This is a genomic window from Nitrosospira sp. Nsp11, from assembly GCF_900142705.1.
Lineage (GTDB): Bacteria > Pseudomonadota > Gammaproteobacteria > Burkholderiales > Nitrosomonadaceae > Nitrosospira.
In genome coordinates this window covers 311024-331641 of record NZ_FRBV01000001.1, presented here as the reverse complement: position 1 = coordinate 331641, position 20618 = coordinate 311024, and the positions used below count along the sequence as shown (strand labels likewise).

16 protein-coding genes are annotated in these 20618 nt (G+C 54.1%); 4 read left to right on the top strand and 12 right to left on the bottom strand.

All coding sequences use genetic code 11. The features are described from left to right. Positions 1-6: 6 nt before the first annotated feature. Both BUA28_RS01710 and BUA28_RS01705 read left to right on the top strand, forming a co-directional pair. Positions 7-3327 carry an SbcC/MukB-like Walker B domain-containing protein gene (locus BUA28_RS01710; RefSeq protein WP_072766405.1) on the top strand — a complete coding sequence of 1107 codons (3321 nt, stop codon included), beginning with the start codon at positions 7-9 and terminating at the stop codon, positions 3325-3327. 104 nt (positions 3328-3431) lie between these two features. Further along, positions 3432-4562 carry a Wadjet anti-phage system protein JetD domain-containing protein gene (locus BUA28_RS01705; protein WP_178297839.1) on the top strand — a complete coding sequence of 377 codons (1131 nt, stop codon included), beginning with the start codon at positions 3432-3434 and terminating at the stop codon, positions 4560-4562. Positions 4563-5045: 483 nt separating this feature from the next. Here the strand turns inward: BUA28_RS01705 and BUA28_RS01700 are convergent, their stop codons facing one another. Further along, complete coding sequence (locus BUA28_RS01700) at positions 5046-5231, bottom strand: CsbD family protein (RefSeq protein ID WP_072766661.1); 186 nt, start codon at positions 5229-5231, stop codon at positions 5046-5048. 841 nt (positions 5232-6072) lie between these two features. On the opposite strand from BUA28_RS01700, the gene BUA28_RS01695 reads away from it, so the two are divergent. Then, positions 6073-6360 (top strand): encapsulin-associated ferritin-like protein, encoded by a 288-nt coding sequence (locus tag BUA28_RS01695; RefSeq protein ID WP_072766403.1) that lies wholly within the window; start codon positions 6073-6075, stop codon positions 6358-6360. A gap of 185 nt (positions 6361-6545) precedes the next feature. On the opposite strand, the gene BUA28_RS01690 is transcribed toward BUA28_RS01695, so the two are convergent. The 5 genes from BUA28_RS01690 to BUA28_RS15730 are packed head-to-tail and all read right to left on the bottom strand — an operon-like array spanning position 6546 to position 12843. Beyond that, on the bottom strand, positions 6546-7676 hold the full coding sequence (locus BUA28_RS01690) for a DegT/DnrJ/EryC1/StrS family aminotransferase (protein ID WP_072766402.1): 1131 nt from the start codon (positions 7674-7676) through the stop codon (positions 6546-6548). Beyond that, positions 7676-8677, bottom strand: a complete 1002-nt coding sequence (locus BUA28_RS01685; RefSeq protein WP_178297837.1) for a Gfo/Idh/MocA family protein — start codon at positions 8675-8677, stop codon at positions 7676-7678. The genes BUA28_RS01690 and BUA28_RS01685 overlap by 1 nt, the downstream gene beginning before the upstream one ends. Next, positions 8674-10539, bottom strand: a complete 1866-nt coding sequence (locus tag BUA28_RS01680; protein WP_178297836.1) for a glycosyltransferase — start codon at positions 10537-10539, stop codon at positions 8674-8676. The genes BUA28_RS01685 and BUA28_RS01680 overlap by 4 nt, the downstream gene beginning before the upstream one ends. A gap of 7 nt (positions 10540-10546) precedes the next feature. Further along, entirely contained in the window at positions 10547-11416 is an 870-nt protein-coding gene (locus BUA28_RS01675) for a hypothetical protein (protein WP_143148409.1), read from the bottom strand. Between the two features lie 8 nt (positions 11417-11424). After that, the gene (locus tag BUA28_RS15730) at positions 11425-12843 is read right to left on the bottom strand and encodes an ABC transporter ATP-binding protein (RefSeq protein ID WP_072766398.1); all 1419 of its coding nucleotides are present in this window, start codon (positions 12841-12843) and stop codon (positions 11425-11427) included. Between the two features lie 219 nt (positions 12844-13062). Here BUA28_RS15730 and lpxA point away from each other — a divergent pair, with 219 nt between their 5' ends. Continuing rightward, on the top strand, positions 13063-13845 hold the full coding sequence (gene lpxA / locus BUA28_RS01665) for an acyl-ACP--UDP-N-acetylglucosamine O-acyltransferase (protein ID WP_072766397.1): 783 nt from the start codon (positions 13063-13065) through the stop codon (positions 13843-13845). Between the two features lie 57 nt (positions 13846-13902). Here the strand turns inward: lpxA and BUA28_RS01660 are convergent, their stop codons facing one another. From BUA28_RS01660 to serC, 6 genes are all read right to left on the bottom strand, one after another. Beyond that, positions 13903-14802, bottom strand: a complete 900-nt coding sequence (locus BUA28_RS01660) for a prephenate dehydrogenase (protein ID WP_072766396.1) — start codon at positions 14800-14802, stop codon at positions 13903-13905. A gap of 34 nt (positions 14803-14836) precedes the next feature. Then, positions 14837-15853, bottom strand: a complete 1017-nt coding sequence (gene aroF, locus BUA28_RS01655; RefSeq protein WP_072766395.1) for a 3-deoxy-7-phosphoheptulonate synthase — start codon at positions 15851-15853, stop codon at positions 14837-14839. Beyond that, positions 15850-17043, bottom strand: a complete 1194-nt coding sequence (gene hisC, locus BUA28_RS01650) for a histidinol-phosphate transaminase (RefSeq protein WP_072766394.1) — start codon at positions 17041-17043, stop codon at positions 15850-15852. The genes aroF and hisC overlap by 4 nt, the downstream gene beginning before the upstream one ends. Positions 17044-17154: 111 nt before the next feature. Then, positions 17155-18222 (bottom strand): prephenate dehydratase, encoded by a 1068-nt coding sequence (gene pheA / locus BUA28_RS01645; RefSeq protein WP_072766393.1) that lies wholly within the window; start codon positions 18220-18222, stop codon positions 17155-17157. Positions 18223-18250: 28 nt separating this feature from the next. Beyond that, positions 18251-19450 carry a phosphoglycerate dehydrogenase gene (locus tag BUA28_RS01640; protein ID WP_072766392.1) on the bottom strand — a complete coding sequence of 400 codons (1200 nt, stop codon included), beginning with the start codon at positions 19448-19450 and terminating at the stop codon, positions 18251-18253. Then, positions 19443-20537 carry a 3-phosphoserine/phosphohydroxythreonine transaminase gene (gene serC, locus BUA28_RS01635; protein WP_072766391.1) on the bottom strand — a complete coding sequence of 365 codons (1095 nt, stop codon included), beginning with the start codon at positions 20535-20537 and terminating at the stop codon, positions 19443-19445. Before serC ends, BUA28_RS01640 begins: the two co-directional genes overlap by 8 nt. Positions 20538-20618: the final 81 nt, after the last annotated feature.

Genomic DNA, 20618 nt, shown 5'->3' with positions numbered 1-20618 from the left:
TGTAATATGCGTGTTCACCTCAGTCGCATCATTGCCATCAACTGGTACGGTTATCGGGACTTCATTGATGTCTCCGGTCTCACTCTTATCACCGGGGCCAATGGTTCCGGGAAGAGCGCACTATTGGATCTGCTGCAGTTCGTCATGCTGGGGGAGTCCCTAAGCCGCTTCAACAAAGCCGCCGCCGGCGCGGGCAGCGGACGTACTCTGCGGGGATACTGTCTCTGTGACACGAATACCGTAGGCAAGGACGGCCAAGAGCGTTATCTACGCCCTAGTGGTGTAACTGTGGCTGCATTAGAGTTCGTTTGGCCTGCCGCATCCGATGGAGCTGAGCCGCGCAGGGAAACGTGGGGCGCCCGCATCGAATACGAGGGACCCTCCGCGAAGCCACGTACTCTATGGTTCTGCGTACCGGGGCGCCTGCAGCAAGATGACTTTCTATCCGCTCAACCCCTTGCTAATGCGCTAGGATTTCTAGCTGAGGATGAATTCCGTGTGCATGTGCGGCGGGATTTGGATGGTGAAGTATGGGATCGTCAGGCGACCTATCTGGATGAGATGGGGTCACGCAGTCATCTGGGTTTCGATCGCATTCAGATGAATAAAACTTTACCGAATTCCATGGCCTTTCAGCCGGTGGAAAGCTTCGAGAAATTCATTCGTGAATACCTACTGGAGCCAGGCCTGCCGGATGTGAAAGCAGTGCGTGCCAGTGTAGATGCGCATCGCCGGGCGAAGGCGCGGCTGGACTCCATGCATGATCAGCATCAGCGTCTCGTGCGCATCTGTGAGCATCATACGACTTACCTGGCTGCACGGCTAGAAGCGGTGCTCTTTGAGCATCTGCGTGATGCACTAACTCATGAGGAAAAACGTGAGGAGTTGGAGGCCCGTCGCGCTAAGCTCGAACGTCTTCATCAACAGAAGGCGACAGATCGTGCGGCTTATGAGGAGGCCGTCGCCGAGCGGAACGAAAGAGAGCGGGAACTCAACGACGTGCGCCTGATCGCGGGCGGTGATTCGCAGATTGCCGAACTAGCCAAGAGCCGCGCCCGTCGTGATGAGGTGGGCCGGGAGTTGGACGCGCTAAAGGAAGCCGCGAAGACGGCACAGCAGTTCCTCTATGATCGCTCGCATAACTGGAAGAAGTGGCTCCGGCAAGCCGGCGACCTGGGACTGAAGGCACCTGAGCAGGCTTTCGAGTGGCTGGAGCAGATGCAGGATGTGGAAGAGGCACCAGCGTTAGATGCCGCCTCACGCATGGCGCAGATTCATCAACTCCTGAAAACGCAAGGAAACGACCAGTTGCGCCCCATTGAGGAGAAGATCGGAGATCTGAAAGCTAAGGAACTGCGGCTGCAACGCGATCTGGATGAACTCGTGCGTAAAGGCAGTATCTTGGCATCGCCTTTGCTGGATGCTTTGCACTCACATGAGCAGAAAGCGGTTGCTCTTGGGCGGGTGATTGAAGTCAGACCCGAAGCAGAATCTTGGTGGCCACTACTGGAGACTCTCCTGGGACCGAATCGGCAGGCCGTTCTGGCAGAAGATTTCGCAGCCGCCTGGGAACAGGCTCAGCGTCTTGGTCACATCGATGAGCGTCTGGTAAATCCCGGTGAACTCATCGCGACAAAGAAGGCATGCGACAACAGCATTGCAGAACTCTTTGAGGCGTCGCTATCGACTGCAACCGCCTATCTGAGGCATCTCTATGGCAACATGATCGCCGTAGAAAACGCCAGTCAATTGGACGAGTATCCTTGTGCCCTGTCCAAGGATGGTTGGCTTAAAGACCCGCCTCATCGGCTGCATCTCACACCCTCGAAAGAGTTCACCATCGGCGAGAAGGGCCGTCGCCGCCTGCAGGGGCTTCGCGAAGCAGAACTGGAGACGGTCAGGAAGGAACTGGCGCAACTCAAGCAGCCCCGGAGTATTTGGAAGCAGTGGATCCTGAACGGGGAACTGTGGTACTTGAACCAGCCAGACCCACCTTTTGACACCTTCCGTCTGCGGAACCTGCCCCACCTAACGAAGGAAGCGCGGGATCTCGATAAAACCATCAGCCTGTTGGCCACGCCTGAGCGTGAGGCCACGGTAGCGAAGCTACAAATACTGGAAAAAACCTTTCAGGGTGTCATCGAGCGAATAGGCGGGCTGGTTGGCGCGATTTCGAAATTCGATCAGCAGCAGCGCGAACTGCTCGAGGGCATTGAAAGTGCCGCGAAAAATGAACAAGCGTCCCTGCGGGAACGCCAAGGCAGCCGCGAGCAGGTAAGAAATATCAGAGAGGCTGAGATCGAAGAGAAGATCGAATCCGCACGGCAACAATTCCCGAAATGGTCCCAGCGTGTGGAAGCTGCTACCGCCGCCGCTTATGCCCGACGCCATGATTCAGAGAAGGCTTTTGATCGGCGTAACACTGAGCGAGCCGCATTGACCGAGACTCATCGCGAAACCGCAGAATTCTTTGATTCTGCGGACGATGAAAATACACGCTACGAAACCCGTTGCCGCTCGCTGGAAGAGCACGAACTGGAACGTTATCGCATTGAGGCGGAGGACGCGCAGCGGCAATGGGAAGATCGTTTACAGCATCAAGTGCTCGACGTGTTGAAGGACAAACTCGATGAAGCCGAGCGCACCAAGAAAGAGCTGAACCGTGCCATGGATCACGAAATCGGGGGCATTCGCTACCAACTCTCCATGCGGGCGGATCGTACACACAGCGCCATCTGGACGTTGGTAGATAAAGGGCTCAATCCCGCGATGGAGCTCTTCGCTGCTGGCGGTAAGGACGACATTGAGCGAGCAAAACAAGCCCTCATGGTTGCGATCGAGAACACGGAGGATCCGCGGTATCAAAAGGCCCTAGATTACCGCTACTATCATCATTGGGATATCAGAGCAACTCCCATAGGTCGAGGTGAAGGCTCCTCAATCTCACTTAACAAGAGTGCAAAAAAGCAAAGTGGCGGTGAAAATCAAGCCCCCTTCTTTGTCGCCATGCTCGCCGCCTTCCAGCGGGTATATAACCTTGGGAAAAAGGACCAGCGCCAGAATCTCGGCCTTGTTATTATGGACGAAGCTTTTTCGAAGCTCTCGGGCGATCGGATCGATGCGTGCCTCGCGCTCGCCCGAAACTTTGGTCTGCAACTGGTAATGGCCTTCCCCGAAGATAGGCTCCCTACCATGATTCATTATGCGGAGACGGTGGTACAAGCGAAAGTCGATAGGATCTATGACGATCAAAACGGAAATGTCACCGGCATCCGTAATTGGTGCACAAAGATTGATCGGATTCAGCTCATTGAGGCACTTTCATGAGCCCTCCAGACTGGCTTACCGAGCTTTACCGTCAGTGGTTTTCCTCTCGCGGGAATAAGCTTGGCTCTTGGTCAAGACCATACCATAGGAAGTGGGATGAGCTTTTGGACGCTGCTGGTATCATCAAGGTGGACGATATTAACACTGCCGCACGGGAAGCCCGGAAACTCAAAACCGATGGAAAGCTAGCTCTCAAGTGCAATGATTACCGTCCCTATCTCATCGAACGCGTGACCGTACCGTTCAATTCGGAAAAATGGCTTCGTCAATTGTTTTCCTCGCAGAGCCCGGATGAAATCCTGAATCAGAGCTTGGAACACGTGCGGAGGGCTTCCGCATTGCAACATCCTTTATTTCCCGACTCATGGTCCGACTGGCTCAAACGCATTGAAGATGCGTTCGTATCAGGTAGTCGAATTCGCCCTCTATCGTGGCGTCACCCCGTCCTCTTCGAACGGCTGTTGAGGATCACATTCCAGATCTCAGCTAAATCATGGCCGCCAGATACTCTTGTACGCGAAGCGAGCGTGGATCTTGGCCTCGCAACGAAGGATCTTGAGAGATCTCAGCGTCTTATCGAAGCCTGTTTGGCGTCAATGCTTGGTCGAGTGGCCACATTTGAAATGCTGGGTATTGCCGGGAGTCAGCCTAGGATCGAAATAGCCGGTCAATTATTGCTTCAGTTTGCGAACGAGCGCACACAACTAATTAATGAACTAAGAAGCAGCTATCACCTTACCTCAGATCTCATGATTGCCCTCAAAGCAGAAACTCCTGCCAAAAGAGTGCTGACAGTCGAGAATACAAAAACTACGCTTCGTAGAATCGCCTCCCTCAACCTAGCCAAGGACACCCTCGTGGTAGCTTGCGCATATCCAACACGCGGTCTTGTCCGCCTCTTTGAGCTCTTGCCTGCAGATATCCCAGTATTCCACTTTGGCGACACTGACCCAGCGGGATTTCTCATCCTTTCAAAGCTCAGGCAAGCAATTAAGCGTCCTGTTACTCCATTTCTCATGGCTCGGAGAGAACGGAATTCTCCTACTTCTCTCACTGACTTTGACCGATCCGTCCTTCCAAACTTGCTTGCGGATCCATTTCTGGAAGATGTCCGACCTCACCTCGAGGCCTTCGTAACCAGCGATGACAAAGGAGATTTTGAACAGGAATCTCTGGGACGACCTAAGCTTTCACGGTGGCCATTCTTCGAGTTTCATCCCGATGCCGCCAGATAGCAAACCGCACAATGCATACTTTTGTTTGGACAAATTTTCGGGCACAGCCGGTATAAGCTCGGAATCGGTCTTGGGCAATCCGGCAATTTATTTCCAAAACTCTTGCTCTCGCTTGATGCGAACGACCTGAGCAGCTTGAGAGGCTCAAGTCTGCCGCAAGTTCTCGCTCCGAGTAGCATGGAATCCCGCCTAATTTAGGGCAAATAACCGAGCGAATTTCTTCCGACGCACCCGGCTGTCAGAAATTTCGAAAGAAAACTGTCAGATAAATGGTCCAGTGTTCACGGCGGGCTTTGCGTCTTTCTCAACAATGGACAGCGGATAGCGCCTGCCCCACAGGTAATGGTTCTCCCGTTCGGCAAACTGGCGAGCAGAATAAAAACCCCGGCTCGCAGTAACCTGGGGCCGGGGCATTGCAGATGCTTATATTTCGCCGGAGTCTTCCTTCTTTATCGGGTTTCTCCCCGACTTTGCGTGCAACTGTTAAAGCTTGTCAATTGCATCTTTGACAGCTTCCTTGGCATCTCCCACCTTCTTTTGCGTTTTTCCTTCTACTTGTTTTGCAAGCCCTTTGGCTTCTTGTTCTTTACTTCCTGTCAAGTTTCCGGCCTCTTCCTGGACTTTTCCAGCGATGTCTTTTGCGGTACCTTTGACTTGGTCTTTATTCATGATTGAATCTCCTATCAAAAAATCTAAATATTGCTTGCTCACGGAGTAGCCGGCATTGATATTCTCAACATTAGAGTTATCAGCGGCTACAGATACCAAGCGGCAAGAGTTATCAGATTAACACCATGATTGCGGCTCATACTGTGCGGTAAAACACATAGGGCCGAGACGGGATAGCTTGATAGAAGGATAGAAGCATCGATTGGGTATCAACGGTCGTAGCGTACGCATCAGCGCGTGTTACGCTAAATTTTGAGCAAGTAGGTCGGGCTATGCCCGACATCATTCCTTCGATCGTCGGGCGTAGCCCGACCTACTTGGGTCCAATCTCCGTACATTGGCGTGACGAATGGAACTCGAATGTTTGAGCAGCACGAAATGTTGGAATTGTGCCTTACCCCAACATACGCCTTGAAAATTCCAAGGATTTGCCTGTCAGATTTCCTCCCCGCTGCGGTAATTCTCTGGCAAAGTAGAGCGCGTAGGGGATACATTTCCATACGGCTAATCCGGGCGACTCGATACCAACATCGCGTACCATCTGTGATGGCGTGCTCACTCTTCTTTAAACTGTACAGGATAAAAACCAGGTCATTGGAAAATGGCCCGGCAAAAGGTCGACGTCTCTCTAGCTGTAACATGCGGTTCTGTTAAACTTAGTTCGACTTAGCCCAATCCAGGCATGGAACTGGGGTATGGCTTACATGATTACACAACGGTGATCTGTAAGGTCCCAGCCACAGCATCACTTGCTAACATAGCGATGGCCGCAGAAAATCTCACCTGAACCAATAAAAGCATCCAATATTGAAATTTATTGTCCACAAAAAGGGAGCAAGCAATGTCAAGTGTTGGTTACCATGAGCCTATTGAAGAGTTGTCCGATGAAACGAGGGACATGCACCGCGCAATCGTGTCGCTGATGGAAGAGCTGGAGGCTGTCGATTGGTACAACCAGCGTGTAAACGCGTGCAAGGATGAGGAGCTCAAGGCCATTCTCATGCATAATCGTGATGAGGAGAAAGAGCACGCCTCCATGGTGCTGGAATGGATCCGGCGTAGGGATGCGAAGTTTTCCTCCGAGCTGAAAGAGTATCTGTTCACTGAGACGCCGCTTACGCACGACTAGAGCAGGCGCTTCCTGAGGACTTATTCGTGAATTCTTCTGAATAGCCGGCTGGCCTCTTGCACAAGCAGACTCGCTAATGATGAGCTGCCTGATACTCATGCAGCTATAAATCATTCACGGGTAGCGCCAAGGCTTTTCCAGGCCGAACAGGTTTCTATTGAATCGCTAATTGCTGGCGCCGCTCTTCAGACAGGCGAATATTCCACGTCGATTGGGAAGCGCTGCTCAAAGACTCGTATCATTTTCGCGATGTGCGCTACTTTTTCTTCAGGCAGCGCGGGGAAGATGGGCAGGGCCAGCACCTGATCAGCGAGGCACTCAGCTAGCGGCAGTGATACCCCGGCATGCGATACGGAGAAAGCCGGTTGTAGATGGCAGGGGATGGGATAAAACACGGCAGTTGCGATATCACATTCAGCCAGAAATATTTGAAGTTCGTTGCGCCGGGGATGGGTAATGACAAACTGGTGATAGACAGAGATACTGCCTTTTATAGCTACCGGCCAGCCACAGGCGGTACCGCGCAAGGCTTCCTGATAAAGAGCGGCAAGTTGCCGGCGCCGCGCATTCCATTGATCCAGGTAAGGAAGCTTGACTCGTAGAATAGCTGCCTGGATCTCGTCGAGACGACTGTTGCAACCGATTTCGGTATGTTGATAGCGATTCTGGCGACCGTGATTTCCAAGACTGCGCAGCCGCCTGGCCAAGGCCGGATCATTGCAGGTAATTGCGCCGCCGTCTCCGTATGCGCCAAGATTTTTCGTAGGATAAAAGCTGAAGGCGCCGGTGACGCCGAATGATCCGACACTGCGACCGCAATATTGCGCACCGATTGCTTGCGCCGCGTCCTCGATCAGCCACAAGCCATGGCTTTCGCAGAATTGCTGCAGTGGCGCGAGGTCAACCGGCTCCCCAAAGAGATGGACGGCAATAATCGCTTTCGTCTGAGGCGTCAAAGCCTGCCGTACGCTATCTACGTCGATATTATAATGTTGGGCTGAGCAGTCGGCGAAACGTGGTTGGGCGCCGGTCAGGCAAACCGCCTCCGCTGTCGCGAAAAAAGTGAAACCCGGCACGATTACCTCATCTCCTGCACCTATGCCCAAGGCCTTTAGGGAGAGCAGCAGTGCATCCGTACCCGAGTTGACGCAGACCACTTCAGCAACGCCTATGTAGGCGGCCAACTCGCGTTCCAATGCATCATTTTCAGCACCGTCGATGAAGTTGCCGCTTGCGAGTACCCGCTGCACCGCGGCATCGATCTCGGCGCGTAATTGCTCATACTCTGAACCCAGATCCAATTGGGGTACGATCATCAGGCGCCGTCGAGTATCCGTTGTCGGATCTGTTGCGCCAGGTATAGCGCTGCATGGCCTTCTCCCGAAGTGACCCGCGGTACCGTGCGGGTGCGCGAAGCCTCCAGAAAAGAGGCGAGTTGCAGGCTCAGCGCGTCTTGCTGTATCCCGGGCTCGGAATGTGTAAGGGAAGGGTTGTGGGTATTGCCGGGGCGCGAGAGGCCCGTGGGGAAGTTACGGTAGGTGATCCGGCGCCGAAAATCAATGGTCCAGGTTTCATTATCGTCCAGTTCAGCGGTCATGCAGCGGTCTTCTTTTCTTGCGCCTGAGCCCCAGTGCGCGCGCAGAGATGCGCGGCAACCGTTAGCGAAGGTCAGCTCAACTTGTGCTTCATCGATAGGGGTCAAATGATGACTGCTACCCGAGGCGTGAAATTCAACCACGGGGGAGGCCACCCCGTGCAGGACCAGGTCGAGGTCATGAATCATCAAATCGATCACCACATCCAGTGCGCCCGCACGGGGCTTGCGATGCGTAGTACGAACTGTCTGGATAGTATGAGCCCGGCCCAGCAAGGATGGGCCGGTGGCAAAAGCGGGATTAAAGCGCTCGATGTGGCCAATCTGCAGGACACAACACTTTGCGTCCGCCATGATCTCCAGCTTCGCCGCCTGTGCCGCGGTTTCTGCTATTGGCTTTTCCAGCAGCACATCCAACCCACGCTGAAGCAGTGCTTTTGTCAGCGCGTAGTGCGTAGCGACCGGCGTCGCCACTGATACCGCACGCACCGTGGATGGGAGATCGGCAAGATGACTGAACCAGCTTACGCCAAGGTAGTCGGCAAAGGATTTCGTCATTGGATCTGGATCGACCAACGCCCGCAGCCGGCTGCCCGGCAATCTAGAGTAACATAGCGCGTGCAGGCTGCCGAAATAGCCCACTCCCACAACGGCGGTATCGATGGGACGCGCCTGGTCCTGGACGCCGCCCGGCAATTCGAGATCGAGGACGGGCCGAGTCATGGTTTGCCCAGCGCCCATACGCCCAGTATCTTCCCGGTCTGCGCGTTTTCAACAATGCGTTCCAGCGGAGCCGAAAGATTAAAGGGTGCCAGCATAAGGTTCACTGAACGCCATCCGCCGGTAGTGATGTCGGTATTGACGCTGATTGCTTCATGGCTGGTTGCCAGCAGATATTTTGCCCCTGAGCGGCGGATGTTGGAAAGAGCCCGGCCGATATCTGCAAGTGACAGGTGGATCAGGGCATCGCGGCAGAGTACCGCATCGCCCGTGGGGAGGGGATCTTTGATCAAGTCCATAACCTCGAATTTCCAGTTGAAATCCTGGTAGCGCCGGCGATTGTCCTCGATCAATGCAGGGACGATATCGACGCCAATGTAGGCATCCAGGTCCATCTCGATGTGCTGGCGCCAATTGCAGTCGCCACATGGCGCATCGACGAGAGTTCGGACGCCCAATCTGCTTAGCACTGCGGGTAACTCCTGTCGCAACGCCTTGGTTCGCTCCAGGGTCGAGCCGGGTCCGGACCGGGATTCAGCACTTTGCCATGAATTATGCTGGTAGATTTGTTCGAATATTCGGGGATGGTCGTTTACAGCAGGGCTACCATGAATGCCCTGATTATCTCCATCGTGGCGATTATCCTGACGTATTTTTAACATAGCCGCGGAACGTCTCCATACGGCGTCCTTCAAGCGGTAGAGTGAGGTCACGACAGGCCAGAGACGCGAGTTGCGAATTCTCGTCAGCTCAGACTCGGCTTGTTTTGTACGCAAACGCTGCGCCGCCGCTTCGACCCGAGCTTGGTCCCGCTCTTGCTCGGCTCGGTAACGGCCCTTGGTGAAATCTGCGACCCCGCGAAGATAATCGCTGGCAGTCAGGAAATGGGTACGATAGTCAGTTTCTTTTTCCGGGTATTTCGTAGCTCGAGCGGCAAGCTGCGCATCGACTGCTTCCCGGTACACATCGATAATCTGATCGATTGCCGGTTCCATGGCCGCTTCCGCTCGCACACGTTGAGTGACTCCGCGGGCGCCGGCTGCATCGTACAGATCGATTTCCCTCGTAATGGTTTCGACAGTAATGGGATCACGCAAGGTGCGGATGCCGAAGTTCAGTGCGCGAAATCGTTCATAATTGCCGGGTGTGACCATGCCGCCCAGGCCGGCGGCATCGCAAGCAATCAGGGCTGTCCCGCAGGCGAGCGCCTCAAGCGCACACCGCGCTTTGGCAAATACAATATCGTATTGGCCGAGGATCTGCTCGGGCCGGGCTTCACTATGCCCGACGGAAAGACCGATGGCATCCAGTTCGATGCCGCGGCCGGCACACGCCTGACGCAAAATGCCCAGGCAACCATCCTCGTTTATGTAATTGCTGAAAACCAGCGCGCGACGAGGGGTAGCGGGCAGATCGCCGCGCAGCGCAAAACGCCGCAGATCGACAAAATTGCGGATCATCCGGATGCGCTCGCCGGAGATACCGTGCAAGCATTGCAGGCGTTCCCGGCAAAGGTCGTCGACCGCGACATAGCGCTGTATAGTGGGGAAGTGCGGCGCCATCTCCTCCCAGGGCAGCCAACCATGGCAGAAATAGACAGCCGGCGTATCAGGGAAATGCAACATGGCGGTCATTGCATCCAGATGATGCTGTCCATGGATGATGTCCGGAATTGCTGTGAGCAGCCTGAGGTCGTTGATTACCGGGATGGTCGCCTCGCGCAACTCATTGGCGACCATCCCGAGTCGGGTGCTATAGGCCACCGGGTTATGGCCGCGCCGCAACAGCGCGAGCGCGAGATCGCGCACGTAGACCTCGGACCCGGCGCGGTTATCCAGCGTATTATTGGTGATCAGCACCCTCATTGCAGCTTCATCCCTGCGCATCCGCCCGCGTGTCCGATACCTTCTTGCGAAGGTGATTCAAAATTGGCAGAACATGCTCGCGGAAACGAATGACAGATTGATAACGGCCAGCAGCGACTTTTTGTTCTCCATAGGTTTCATAAAAGGGTTTTTGTCGCGAGAAGCGCCGTTCCGGTTCCTGCCCCGGCGCAGCAGCCGCAAACAGGTACTCACGGGCGAAAGCTTGTTCACCAAAGTTGTGAAACGCATCTCCCACTTCCTCTTGCAGGATTCCTCCCGCGCTGGCGGCATAGCTCCGCATCGCCTCCAGCTTCTGCTTGAACCGCAGCGGTGTCAATTCAATTGCATGGTGCGCGGCTTCCATGCTGCCTGTAGCTGGACGGGGATCATTCATCAGAGGAATGGTGCAATGCCGGATCGAGCGAGGTGTTCCATTGCTTTTTTTATCGGCATTTTCGTTGCTGTCAGCATCATTGGCATTCCTGGCGATACCGACCCCCGTGCGAACCAATGCCTCGCACAAATCGTGGACCGGATTGTAACCTTCTATAGCGTCGCTGACGACCAGATCGATATCTCGCGCGGTGATGAGCCTGGCCAGTCGTTCGCACAGGATATCGAACGGATCGTATTCATGACGCAGGATTTTCTCATAAATTTCCCGATCGCTGAGTTCCCCGCATAGCGGTCCGATCTCCGCACCTGATTCGTGCAGGATTTCCAGCGTTTTATCCAGCCTGGGCGTGCCATCGCTACCGGAACCATCGGTAAGAATGCAGACGATGGGCCGTGTCTGGCCAATCCAGCCGTAGACGCGCAATTCATGGCCAGGGTGGCCGATTACCAGCAAACTGCGTCCTTCTGGCGTGGATTTCATGATACTCATTATAAAACTTTTACCTCCAGCACATTCGGAAGATAAACCTGTGTCCAGAACTTGGCGGTTGGGTTTGGCAGCACCTCGAACACATGCCCAATCTCCACTATGTCGAAAAACAATGCCTGTTGATGTGCCTTGATAGGGTGTGTCAGCGAGATTCTCAGGCTGTATCTGCCATCGGTCAGGGGAAGAGATGTCCGGTAAACGACTTCCGCCTGCTGCGCTGGCGCCAACGTCAGCAGCGCCTGACCTTGCATCAAAAAATCGGCCCCGATGACCGGCGTACGGTTCTTGTCGCAAATCTTGTAGTTGACGGAAAAGGTACAGGTGCGGACGGCTTCGACGATAATTCGTATGGATACCTCCTGCCCAAACTCCGCTGAGCGAACGGGCAGCCCCTTATCGTCCAGCATCTCCGCGTACATGATTCTTATATCGCCAGTCCCTGAGCGGCAATGGTTTGCCTTTTCGGCAAAGCGGGCAAAATGCTCGTTCCGCGTGAGCGGAAGGTCGCCCATCGTTATAGCTGCTTGAGCGGTTCCGGTAGTCCCAATAGCGTCAGGGATTCCAGCGGCATCATTGATGCCGGCAATTTCTGCGGTTTGAGTTACAGCGTCAGCGATAGCGCCGATAATCGTCCGGTTGTTTGCTTCCTGCACCTCGCGAATATAGCGCGCAACCACCTCCGCGGTAGGTCCCAACTCACGTGCCTGTCCCTGTTTCAGGTAAAGAGTGCGCCGGCATAGCGCGCTGACGGCTCCAACATCGTGACTGACGAACAAGATGGTAGCGCCCCGCTCCTGCATCTGTTTCAACGTCACCATGCACTTCGTCTGAAACTCCATATCTCCTACCGCGAGCGCCTCGTCTATAATCAGCACTTCGGGTTCGACCGATATCGCTACCGCGAATGCAAGACGCACATACATGCCGCTCGAATACGTCTTCACCGGTTGGTCGATAAAGCCGCCGATGTCTGCGTACGCCGCAATCCGATCATAACGTTGCTCGACCTCGAGGCTGGTAAGCCCCGCAATCGATGCCGCCAGATAGATGTTTTCGCGCCCGGTAAACTCGGTATTGAAACCGGCTCCCAACTCGAGCAATGCCGACACTTTGCCGTTGATGAATATTTCACCTTTGGTGGGCGTCAATGTTCCGGCGATCAGTTGCAGCAATGTGCTCTTGCCTGAACCGTTGAGGCCGATGACGCCGACGGTTTCGCCGCGATAGACATCAAATGAAATGCTATCCAGCGCCATGAACTCGCGGTAAAGTTGCTTGCGGCTGCCCCACAGGCTCTGCAGCAACCTGTCTTGTGAGCGGTCATAAATACGATATGTTTTTGACAGGTTTGAAACGCGAAGTGCAATATCTACACTGTCAATGGCATCATCGAGAGTGGGTTGAGGCAAGGATGGCATTATGTGGTTCTATTTCGTTAGACTGCTCATGCTGTTGTATGCGCATTCCCGGGAGCCCTGTCGATTGCGCGGGAAGGGCACGTAACCGAGGCTCGTCACCAAGCTTATCAAAATTTATCTTAGCTTAGAATTAGTGTGCCAGCTACTATGTGGTTGAAGCAGCCGGCAAGCCAGCTATATATATGTAAGCTTTGATTTTGCAGTTTCCACGCCGAGCACATGAAGGAAAATCTTATTCACCCGGCTGCAATCGTTCATCCAGGCGCTCGTCTCGGTGCGGGCGTTGCCATCGGAGCCTATTCAATCATCGGCGAGCACGTGGAAATCGGCGACGATACCCAGATCGGGCCACATGTCGTCATCAATGGTCATACACGCATCGGCTGCGACAATCGCATTTTCCAGTTTTGTTCGCTTGGCGATGAACCACAGGACAAAAAATACAACGGAGAACCGACCGGGCTGGAAATAGGCGATCGCAATACGATCCGCGAGTTCTGCACCTTTAACCTCGGCACCATCCATGGTGCGGGAATAACTCGCCTGGGAAACGATAACTTCATGATGGCGTATGTTCATCTGGCGCATGATTGCCAGGTGGGTAATTTCACTACGTTCGTTAACAACGCTTCATTGGCGGGGCATGTACAGGTGGGCGATTACGCAGGTCTGGGCGGATTCACCGCCGTCCACCAGTTTGTTCGTATAGGCGCTTATAGCTTTACTGCCCTGGGCACCATACTCACTCAAGACCTGCCCCCCTATGTGTTAGCGGCGGGCAATACAGCCAAGCCTAATGGGCTCAACCTGAGGGAGCTCAAGCGCAGAGGTTTTTCGGAGGAAGTCATCCATGCCTTAAAGCACGCGTATAAGCTGGTCTATCGATCTGGCCTTTCTCTGAGAGAAGCGGAGGCGCTGATCAAGCCGTTAACTCTCGTGGCGCCGGAAGTTCAAAATTTTCTTGATTTTCTTTCCGTTCGCGGTCGAGGCATTATTCGCTGAATACCGCGCTCTTTCACTTAATACAGGCCCTCATTCATTCAGTACGAGATACCGGATTCAGGGCGTATTTTTCAGCCATTGTTGCCGCGCTTCACGTGCATTGGCGAAAGCCTTCTCGAGCGCCTCGCCATCGCTGCTTGCAAGCATTTCACTTAAGGCGGCAAGTTCACGCTGGTAAGCATCGATTTGATTAACCAGGGCTTCGCGATTGCCAAGGCATATATCCCGCCACATCTCGGGAGAACTGCCCGCAATGCGGGTAAAATCGCGAAACCCGGTGCCGGCAAAGTGTAGCGGGTCGTTCGGGCGCGGCGTACCCTCCGGCCCATGGCCAGCGCGGTAGACATGATTCATTAGCGTGAATGCCAACACATGGGGAAGGTGGCTTACCGTGGCAAGAATCTTGTCGTGCTGGCTGGCGCTCATCAGAGAGATTCGTGCGTCACAAGCCTGCCATAATTCTTTTACCCGATTTACCGCGTTGCTGCTGGTTTCTTCGAGAGGCGTCAATACAACGTTTTTGGCACGGAACAGGTCGGCGCGAGCCGCGCCTGCACCACTTTGTTCCGCCCCGGCAATGGGATGCCCCGGAACGAAGTTTTGCAGGTTTTCAGTCAGATGAGAACGCGCCGCCGCGATGACATCCTGTTTGGTGCTGCCGGCATCGGTTACGATCGAGTCAGGTTCGAGATATGGGGAAATATTCGCCATGATTTCGCCGGTCTGACCGACGGGTACGGCAAGGAATACGATATCCGCACGCTTCAACGCCGATGGAAGGTCTACGGCAATCTCGTCTATCAACCCCCGCTTGAGGGCGCGCGCCATATTTTCCCGGCTGCGGCCTACACCCACGATATGCCCGGCCAGCTCTGCCTTGCGCAACGCCAGCGCGAAAGAACCGCCGATCAGGCCAACGCCGATAATCACCAGTTTGTTGATCACGACGTTTGTCATAATAGAAAGCGACTTTTATCGGAAACGACTTGAACTACAAACTCCGTCCGATTACTTCCGCTATTCCTTTCAGTGAGCCCATGAGGGCGTGGAATTCCTGCGGATTCAACGCCTGATCCGCATCGCACCAGGCTTCGCATGGATTGGGGTGCATTTCCACCAACAAGCCGTCAGCCCCCGCAGCAACGGCCGCGCGTGCAAGCGCGGGCACCATCCAGGTCTTGCCTCCGGCATGAGAAGGATCGACGATCACAGGCAGATGTGTTTCTTTTTTCAGTACCGGGATGCAGGTTACATCCATCACATTACGGTAAGCTGTTTCAAAAGTGCGTATGCCGCGCTCGCAAAAAATAATGTTGTGGTTGCCGCCGGCGGCAATGTATTCAGCAGCCATCAGCCATTCGGAGACGGTCGCGGACATTCCGCGCTTGAGTATCACCGGCTTATTGATGCGTCCCACTTCTTTCAGAAGCTCGAAATTCTGCATACTGCGCGTACCAATCTGGATCACATCCACGTCATACTTGAGAAAGGTGTCGAGCATGCGCGCATCCATCAGTTCGGTAACGATGCGCAGGTTGTGCTTATCCGCAGCCTTGCGGAACATTTTCAGGCCTTCTTCACCATTTCCCTGGAAGGTATACGGACTGGTGCGCGGCTTGAATGCGCCGCCTCGCATCAGTTTGCAACCCGCCGCGGAAACCTGTTGCGCCGCCAGGTCCATTTGCTCCTGCGTTTCCACCGAACACGGGCCTCCGATCACCTGCACCTGGTTGCCGCCGATCGGTACCCCACCCACGTTTATTATCGAGTCGTGCTTGTGCGATTCGCGCGAAACAATTTTGTACTGCTTGACGATGTGCATTGAAGATTCGACACCGCTCAAGGAATCGAACATTTCCGGGTTGAGTTTGCGCTCATCGCCGATGGCGCCGATAACCGTGCGTTCGGTGCCGCGGGAAACATTCGCGCTCAGACCGAAGCTTTGAATCTTGGCTACCACTGTGTCAATCTGTTCGCCGCTGGCGCCACTATTCATAACGATGATCAAGCTGATTCTCCGGTTTCTGTTAAAGGGGTTGCCTCGCGGGTCGTTTTCGAGGGCGTTGCAAACGCGGCTTCGGGAATTACGTCGTGGGCTGCGTCAAGCGCCAACTCAAGGGACTTCAAGAATCTCTGATTTTCCGATTCGAGCCCAACAGTGACACGAAGATGCTCCGGCATTTCATAAATACCGATGGGGCGCACGATAACGCCCTGCTTCAGGAGGCTTTCATTTACCGCTTTGATATTTCCCCGCACTCGGAAACTCAAAAAATTACCGTAGGACGGAATGTATTCGATGCCGAGTTGCCGCAGTCCGGTGGTAATCTGGAGCATTCCTGCCTGATTGAGCGCGTAAGAGCGTTTCACAAATTCCACATCTTCCAGCGCGGCTACTGCGCCGGCGAGGCCAATGCTATTCACATTGAACGGTTGACGTACCCGATTCATCAGGCCGCTAACATCAGGATGCGCCAGCCCGAAGCCTACGCGTGCACCCGCCATGCCGTAAGCCTTGGAAAAAGTGCGGGTAATCAGCAGATTGGGAAAACGCTTCAACCATTCAATACTGTCAGCCTTGAGGGGATTTGGCAAATATTCGTTATAAGCCTCATCAAGTACAACCAGTACATCTGACGATATCCGTTCCAGAAAACGCAATACATCAGGCGCAGCCAGCAGTGTGCCGGTGGGATTATTGGGATTGGCAATAAACACCATACGGGTTTCAGGCATGACCGCATGCAGCATGGCATCAAGGTCATGGCCGTAATTTCTGGCGCGAATCGATATGCCGCTTGCGCCTGCCGCCTGCGTCACCAGCGGATAGACCGCGAAGGCATGCTGCGAATATACCGCTGAAGCGCCCGGCTTCATGAATACCCTGGCAGCCAGCTCCAGAACGTCATTGGAGCCGTTGCCCAACACAATCTGATCGCTGGTCACGCCATAACGCTGGGATAACGCTGCTTTTAACTCGAAGCCGCTTCCATCCGGATAAAGCGACACTTCATCCAGTGCCTTGCGCATCGCTTCCCGCGCCAGCGGACTTGTTCCCAACGGATTTTCATTGGATGCAAGCTTGATGATGGCACGCTCATCCATTCCCATCTCTCGCGCCAGTTCAGAGATGGGTTTTCCGGGTTGATAGGGACTGATGGCGCGAATATATTCAGGAGCCAGATCGCAAACATTCATAAGTTCAAATCCATAAATTGCCGAAATACAGCAAAAAGCTGATAAAAACTGAAAACAGGTGGATTAGCAGTATGGGATTCCATTCCGGAAATTTATTATTCAGGCATACAGTTACGGTGCTGGATAGGAGCCGAGTACTTTCAGGAAGGCTGCCTTCTCTTGCAATTCCTGTAGCGCTTTCGCGACTTTTATATCTTGCTGATGACCTTCGATATCCACAAAAAACACGTACTCCCATAAACCCGCGCGGGAAGGTCGCGACTCAAGGCGGCTCATGCTGACTCCATGAGCCGCCAGCGGAGCCAGCAGCCCGTGTATTGCGCCCGGAAGATTCCGGGCCGACATGACCAATGAAGTTTTATCCTTGCCCGAAGGAGCGACTTCCTGTGCTCCGATTACGAGAAAACGCGTGGTGTTATTAGGATCGTCTTCGATATTTTCAGCGCAGACCGTAAGCCCGAATACCTCTCCCGCTTTTCTCCCGGCTACCGCTGCAGCATTTTCATCCTCTGCGGCCAGTCTCGCCGCATCTGCATTGCTCGCCGCATTGATCCGCGCTTGTCCGGTCAAATGGGGCAGGTTGGCGTTAAGCCACTCATGACATTGAGAAAATGATTGAGGATGAGAGTAGATCTTCGTGATGCGTGCGAGATCAGCATGCTGCGCGAGAAGAAGCTGATGTATAGGCAACGCAATTTCACCGCATACCTTTAACGGGGTTTGCAGCAGCAGGTCCAGCGACCTGCCCACTGCGCCTTCGGTGGAATTCTCCACAGGCACGACCCCATAACCGGCTGCGCGCGACTCCACTTTTCGAAATACATCGTCTATCGAGGTGCAGGCAAGAGTCGTTACCACGCCACCGAAGCGCTTTAACGCGGCTTCTTCCGAAAAGGTCCCCCGGGGGCCCAGATATGCTATCGTCAAAGGTTCTTCCATGGATCGGCACAGTGACATGATTTCTGTAAATAATCGCACAATATGTTCGTTGGGCAGCGGTCCGGGATTGAGCTCGCATAATCGGGCCAACACCTGGGCTTCCCGCTCGGGGCGATATGCCATGCCGTTCTTGATCTGTCCGATCTCTTGTGCGAGACCAGCGCGGTTGCTCATCAGTTTGAGCAACTCGCTGTCAATCGCATCTATCTTATCGCGCAGCTGTTTGAGTTGAGCGGTCATCGAGAATGAATTTTATAGTGGCTTATAGTTATTCAGCCAGTATCGGCACGTAGCGCACCATCAAAACGCCACTGATTGCCGCAATCTCGTCTATTGTTTTTTGCGGTACCGGGCTGTCGACGTCAACCAGCGTGTAGGCCATCTCGCCGCGGGATTTATTGCCCATGTTATGAATATTGAGGCCTGCTTTGGCCATACCGGTGGAAATCTGCCCCAGCATGTTGGGCACGTTGGAATTTGCTACCGCCAGGCGGAAGGGGGATCCGCGTTCCATTGTTATGTTGGGGAAATTGACCGCGTTGGTAATGTTCCCGTTTTCCAGATAATCTATCATCTGATTTACCACCATTACCGCGCAATTCTCCTCAGCTTCCATCGTCGACGCGCCCAGATGCGGCAGCGTGATTACAGCGGCTCGGTGCTGCAGTAACTGGCTGGGAAAATCGCAAACATAATATTTTATCTTGCCCGAGTCGATTCCTTCGAGTACGGCACTCTCGTCGACGATACCGTCGCGAGAGAAGTTGAGCAGAATCGTGCCGGCTTTCATATTCGACACGAGCTTGTGATTGATCAGGTGACGTGTGGCGTCCAGCAGGGGTACATGCAAGGTCACAAATTCACTATTGCGCAGCAGATCTTCCATGCTCTCGGCGCGTTTTACTTCCGCCGATAAATTCCAGGCTGCGTCTACCGTTATATTCGGATCGTAACCCATCACTTTCATGCCAAGCCGGAGCGCCGCATCCGCTACCAACCGTCCTACCGCACCCAGGCCTACGATCCCCAGTGTCCGCCCCGGCAATTCAATTCCGGCGAATTGCTTCTTTCCGCCCTCCGCGAGCTTGTGCAGCGTCGCGTTATCGCCCTGCAAATCCTCGGCAAAGCGAATCGCCGGGATCAGGTTGCGTGACGCCATCAGCAAGCCGGCAAGCACCAGTTCTTTCACCGCATTGGCGTTTGCACCGGGTGCGTTAAAGACCGGCACGCCGCGAAGGTTCATGTCTTTCACAGGAACGTTATTGGTGCCCGCACCCGCACGGCCTATCGCTTTTACGCTGGGTGCGATATCCATTTGCAGCATGTTGTGTGAACGCACCAGGATCGCGTCCGGTTCGGCAATATTGTCCCCGACGGTGTAATGATGGGGGTCGAACAACTTCAGGCCCAGCGGCGATATCTGATTAAGCGTAAGTATCCGGAAAATTTTATGTGCGCGTTCAGGCATGGTCACTCGCAAATTTATTCATGAATTCAACCAGGACCTTTACCCCTTCGAAGGGCATGGCGTTGTATATGGAAGCGCGCATTCCTCCCACTGAACGATGGCCCTTCAACTGGATCAAGCCGTGTGCCTTGGCCTGTTTCAGAAACTCGTCATCGAGCGAGGGGTTTTTTAACGTGAACGGTACATTCATGCGCGAGCGGTCGGCTTTGGCTACGGGACAATGATAAAAATCGGTGGTATCCAGCAAGCCGTACAACAAATTGGCCTTGGCGATGTTTGCCTTTTCCATTGCAGCCAACCCACCGTTCTTTTTCAGCCACTCCAGCACAAGGCCGGTAATATACATTGCGTAGGTCGGCGGGGTGTTATACATCGAGTCGGTATCAGCGTGGATTTTATAGTCGAACATGGTCGGCGTGCCCGGGATGGTTTCTCCCAGCAAGTCATCGCGGACAATGACAATGCACAATCCAGCAGGACCGACATTTTTCTGAGCGCCGGCATAAATCACCCCGAATCGAGCCACATCGATGGGGCGTGACATAAAGCTGGAGGACATGTCTGCCACCAGGGGCATATCGACGCCCAGATCAGACAAATCCGGAACCCAGTTGAACTCTACTCCGCCGATTGTCTCGTTGGGCGTGTAATGCAGATAGGCCGCGTCGCGATCGATATTCCACGTATCCTGCGGCGGAGCATAGGTGAAATTAGCGCCCTCGGATGAGGCCGCGACATTTACGGCCGTATATTTCTTCGCTTCCTGGATGGCTTTCTTGGACCACTGGCCTGTATTGACGTAGTTGGCGCTTTTTTTTCCGCGCAGCAGGTTCATGGGCGCCATGGCGAATTGCGTGGAGGCGCCACCGGATAAAAACAGAACCTTATAATTGGCCGGGATGCCCCCCAGTTCGCGAAAATCGGCTTCAACCTTCGCCGCGATGGACATGAATTCCTTGCCGCGGTGGCTCATCTCCATAACAGACATGCCGCTGCCATGCCAATCGAGCATTTCATCGCGCGCTTGTTGCAGCACTTCCGCCGGCAATACCGCCGGACCTGCGCTGAAGTTATATATATGTTCCATTAAAACCCCTTTATCTCTGCAGGACGCTCCTGGCAGTCAAATTCGCGCTTTTATCCCCGATAATTCAAAAATCCGCCTCTT

What these genes read in the sequence shown, in the direction of transcription:
- BUA28_RS01710 (WP_072766405.1), top strand. Translation starts at nt 7, where the DNA reads ATGCGTGTTCACCTCAGTCGCATCATTGCCATCAACTGGTACGGTTAT.
- BUA28_RS01700 (WP_072766661.1), bottom strand. Translation starts at nt 5,231, where the DNA reads ATGAATAAAGACCAAGTCAAAGGTACCGCAAAAGACATCGCTGGAAAA.
- BUA28_RS01695 (WP_072766403.1), top strand. Translation starts at nt 6,073, where the DNA reads ATGTCAAGTGTTGGTTACCATGAGCCTATTGAAGAGTTGTCCGATGAA.
- BUA28_RS01690 (WP_072766402.1), bottom strand. Translation starts at nt 7,676, where the DNA reads ATGATCGTACCCCAATTGGATCTGGGTTCAGAGTATGAGCAATTACGC.
- BUA28_RS01685 (WP_178297837.1), bottom strand. Translation starts at nt 8,677, where the DNA reads ATGACTCGGCCCGTCCTCGATCTCGAATTGCCGGGCGGCGTCCAGGAC.
- BUA28_RS01680 (WP_178297836.1), bottom strand. Translation starts at nt 10,539, where the DNA reads ATGAGGGTGCTGATCACCAATAATACGCTGGATAACCGCGCCGGGTCC.
- BUA28_RS01675 (WP_143148409.1), bottom strand. Translation starts at nt 11,416, where the DNA reads ATGAAATCCACGCCAGAAGGACGCAGTTTGCTGGTAATCGGCCACCCT.
- BUA28_RS15730 (WP_072766398.1), bottom strand. Translation starts at nt 12,843, where the DNA reads ATGCCATCCTTGCCTCAACCCACTCTCGATGATGCCATTGACAGTGTA.
- lpxA (WP_072766397.1), top strand. Translation starts at nt 13,063, where the DNA reads ATGAAGGAAAATCTTATTCACCCGGCTGCAATCGTTCATCCAGGCGCT.
- BUA28_RS01660 (WP_072766396.1), bottom strand. Translation starts at nt 14,802, where the DNA reads ATGACAAACGTCGTGATCAACAAACTGGTGATTATCGGCGTTGGCCTG.
- hisC (WP_072766394.1), bottom strand. Translation starts at nt 17,043, where the DNA reads ATGAATGTTTGCGATCTGGCTCCTGAATATATTCGCGCCATCAGTCCC.
- pheA (WP_072766393.1), bottom strand. Translation starts at nt 18,222, where the DNA reads ATGACCGCTCAACTCAAACAGCTGCGCGATAAGATAGATGCGATTGAC.
- BUA28_RS01640 (WP_072766392.1), bottom strand. Translation starts at nt 19,450, where the DNA reads ATGCCTGAACGCGCACATAAAATTTTCCGGATACTTACGCTTAATCAG.
- serC (WP_072766391.1), bottom strand. Translation starts at nt 20,537, where the DNA reads ATGGAACATATATATAACTTCAGCGCAGGTCCGGCGGTATTGCCGGCG.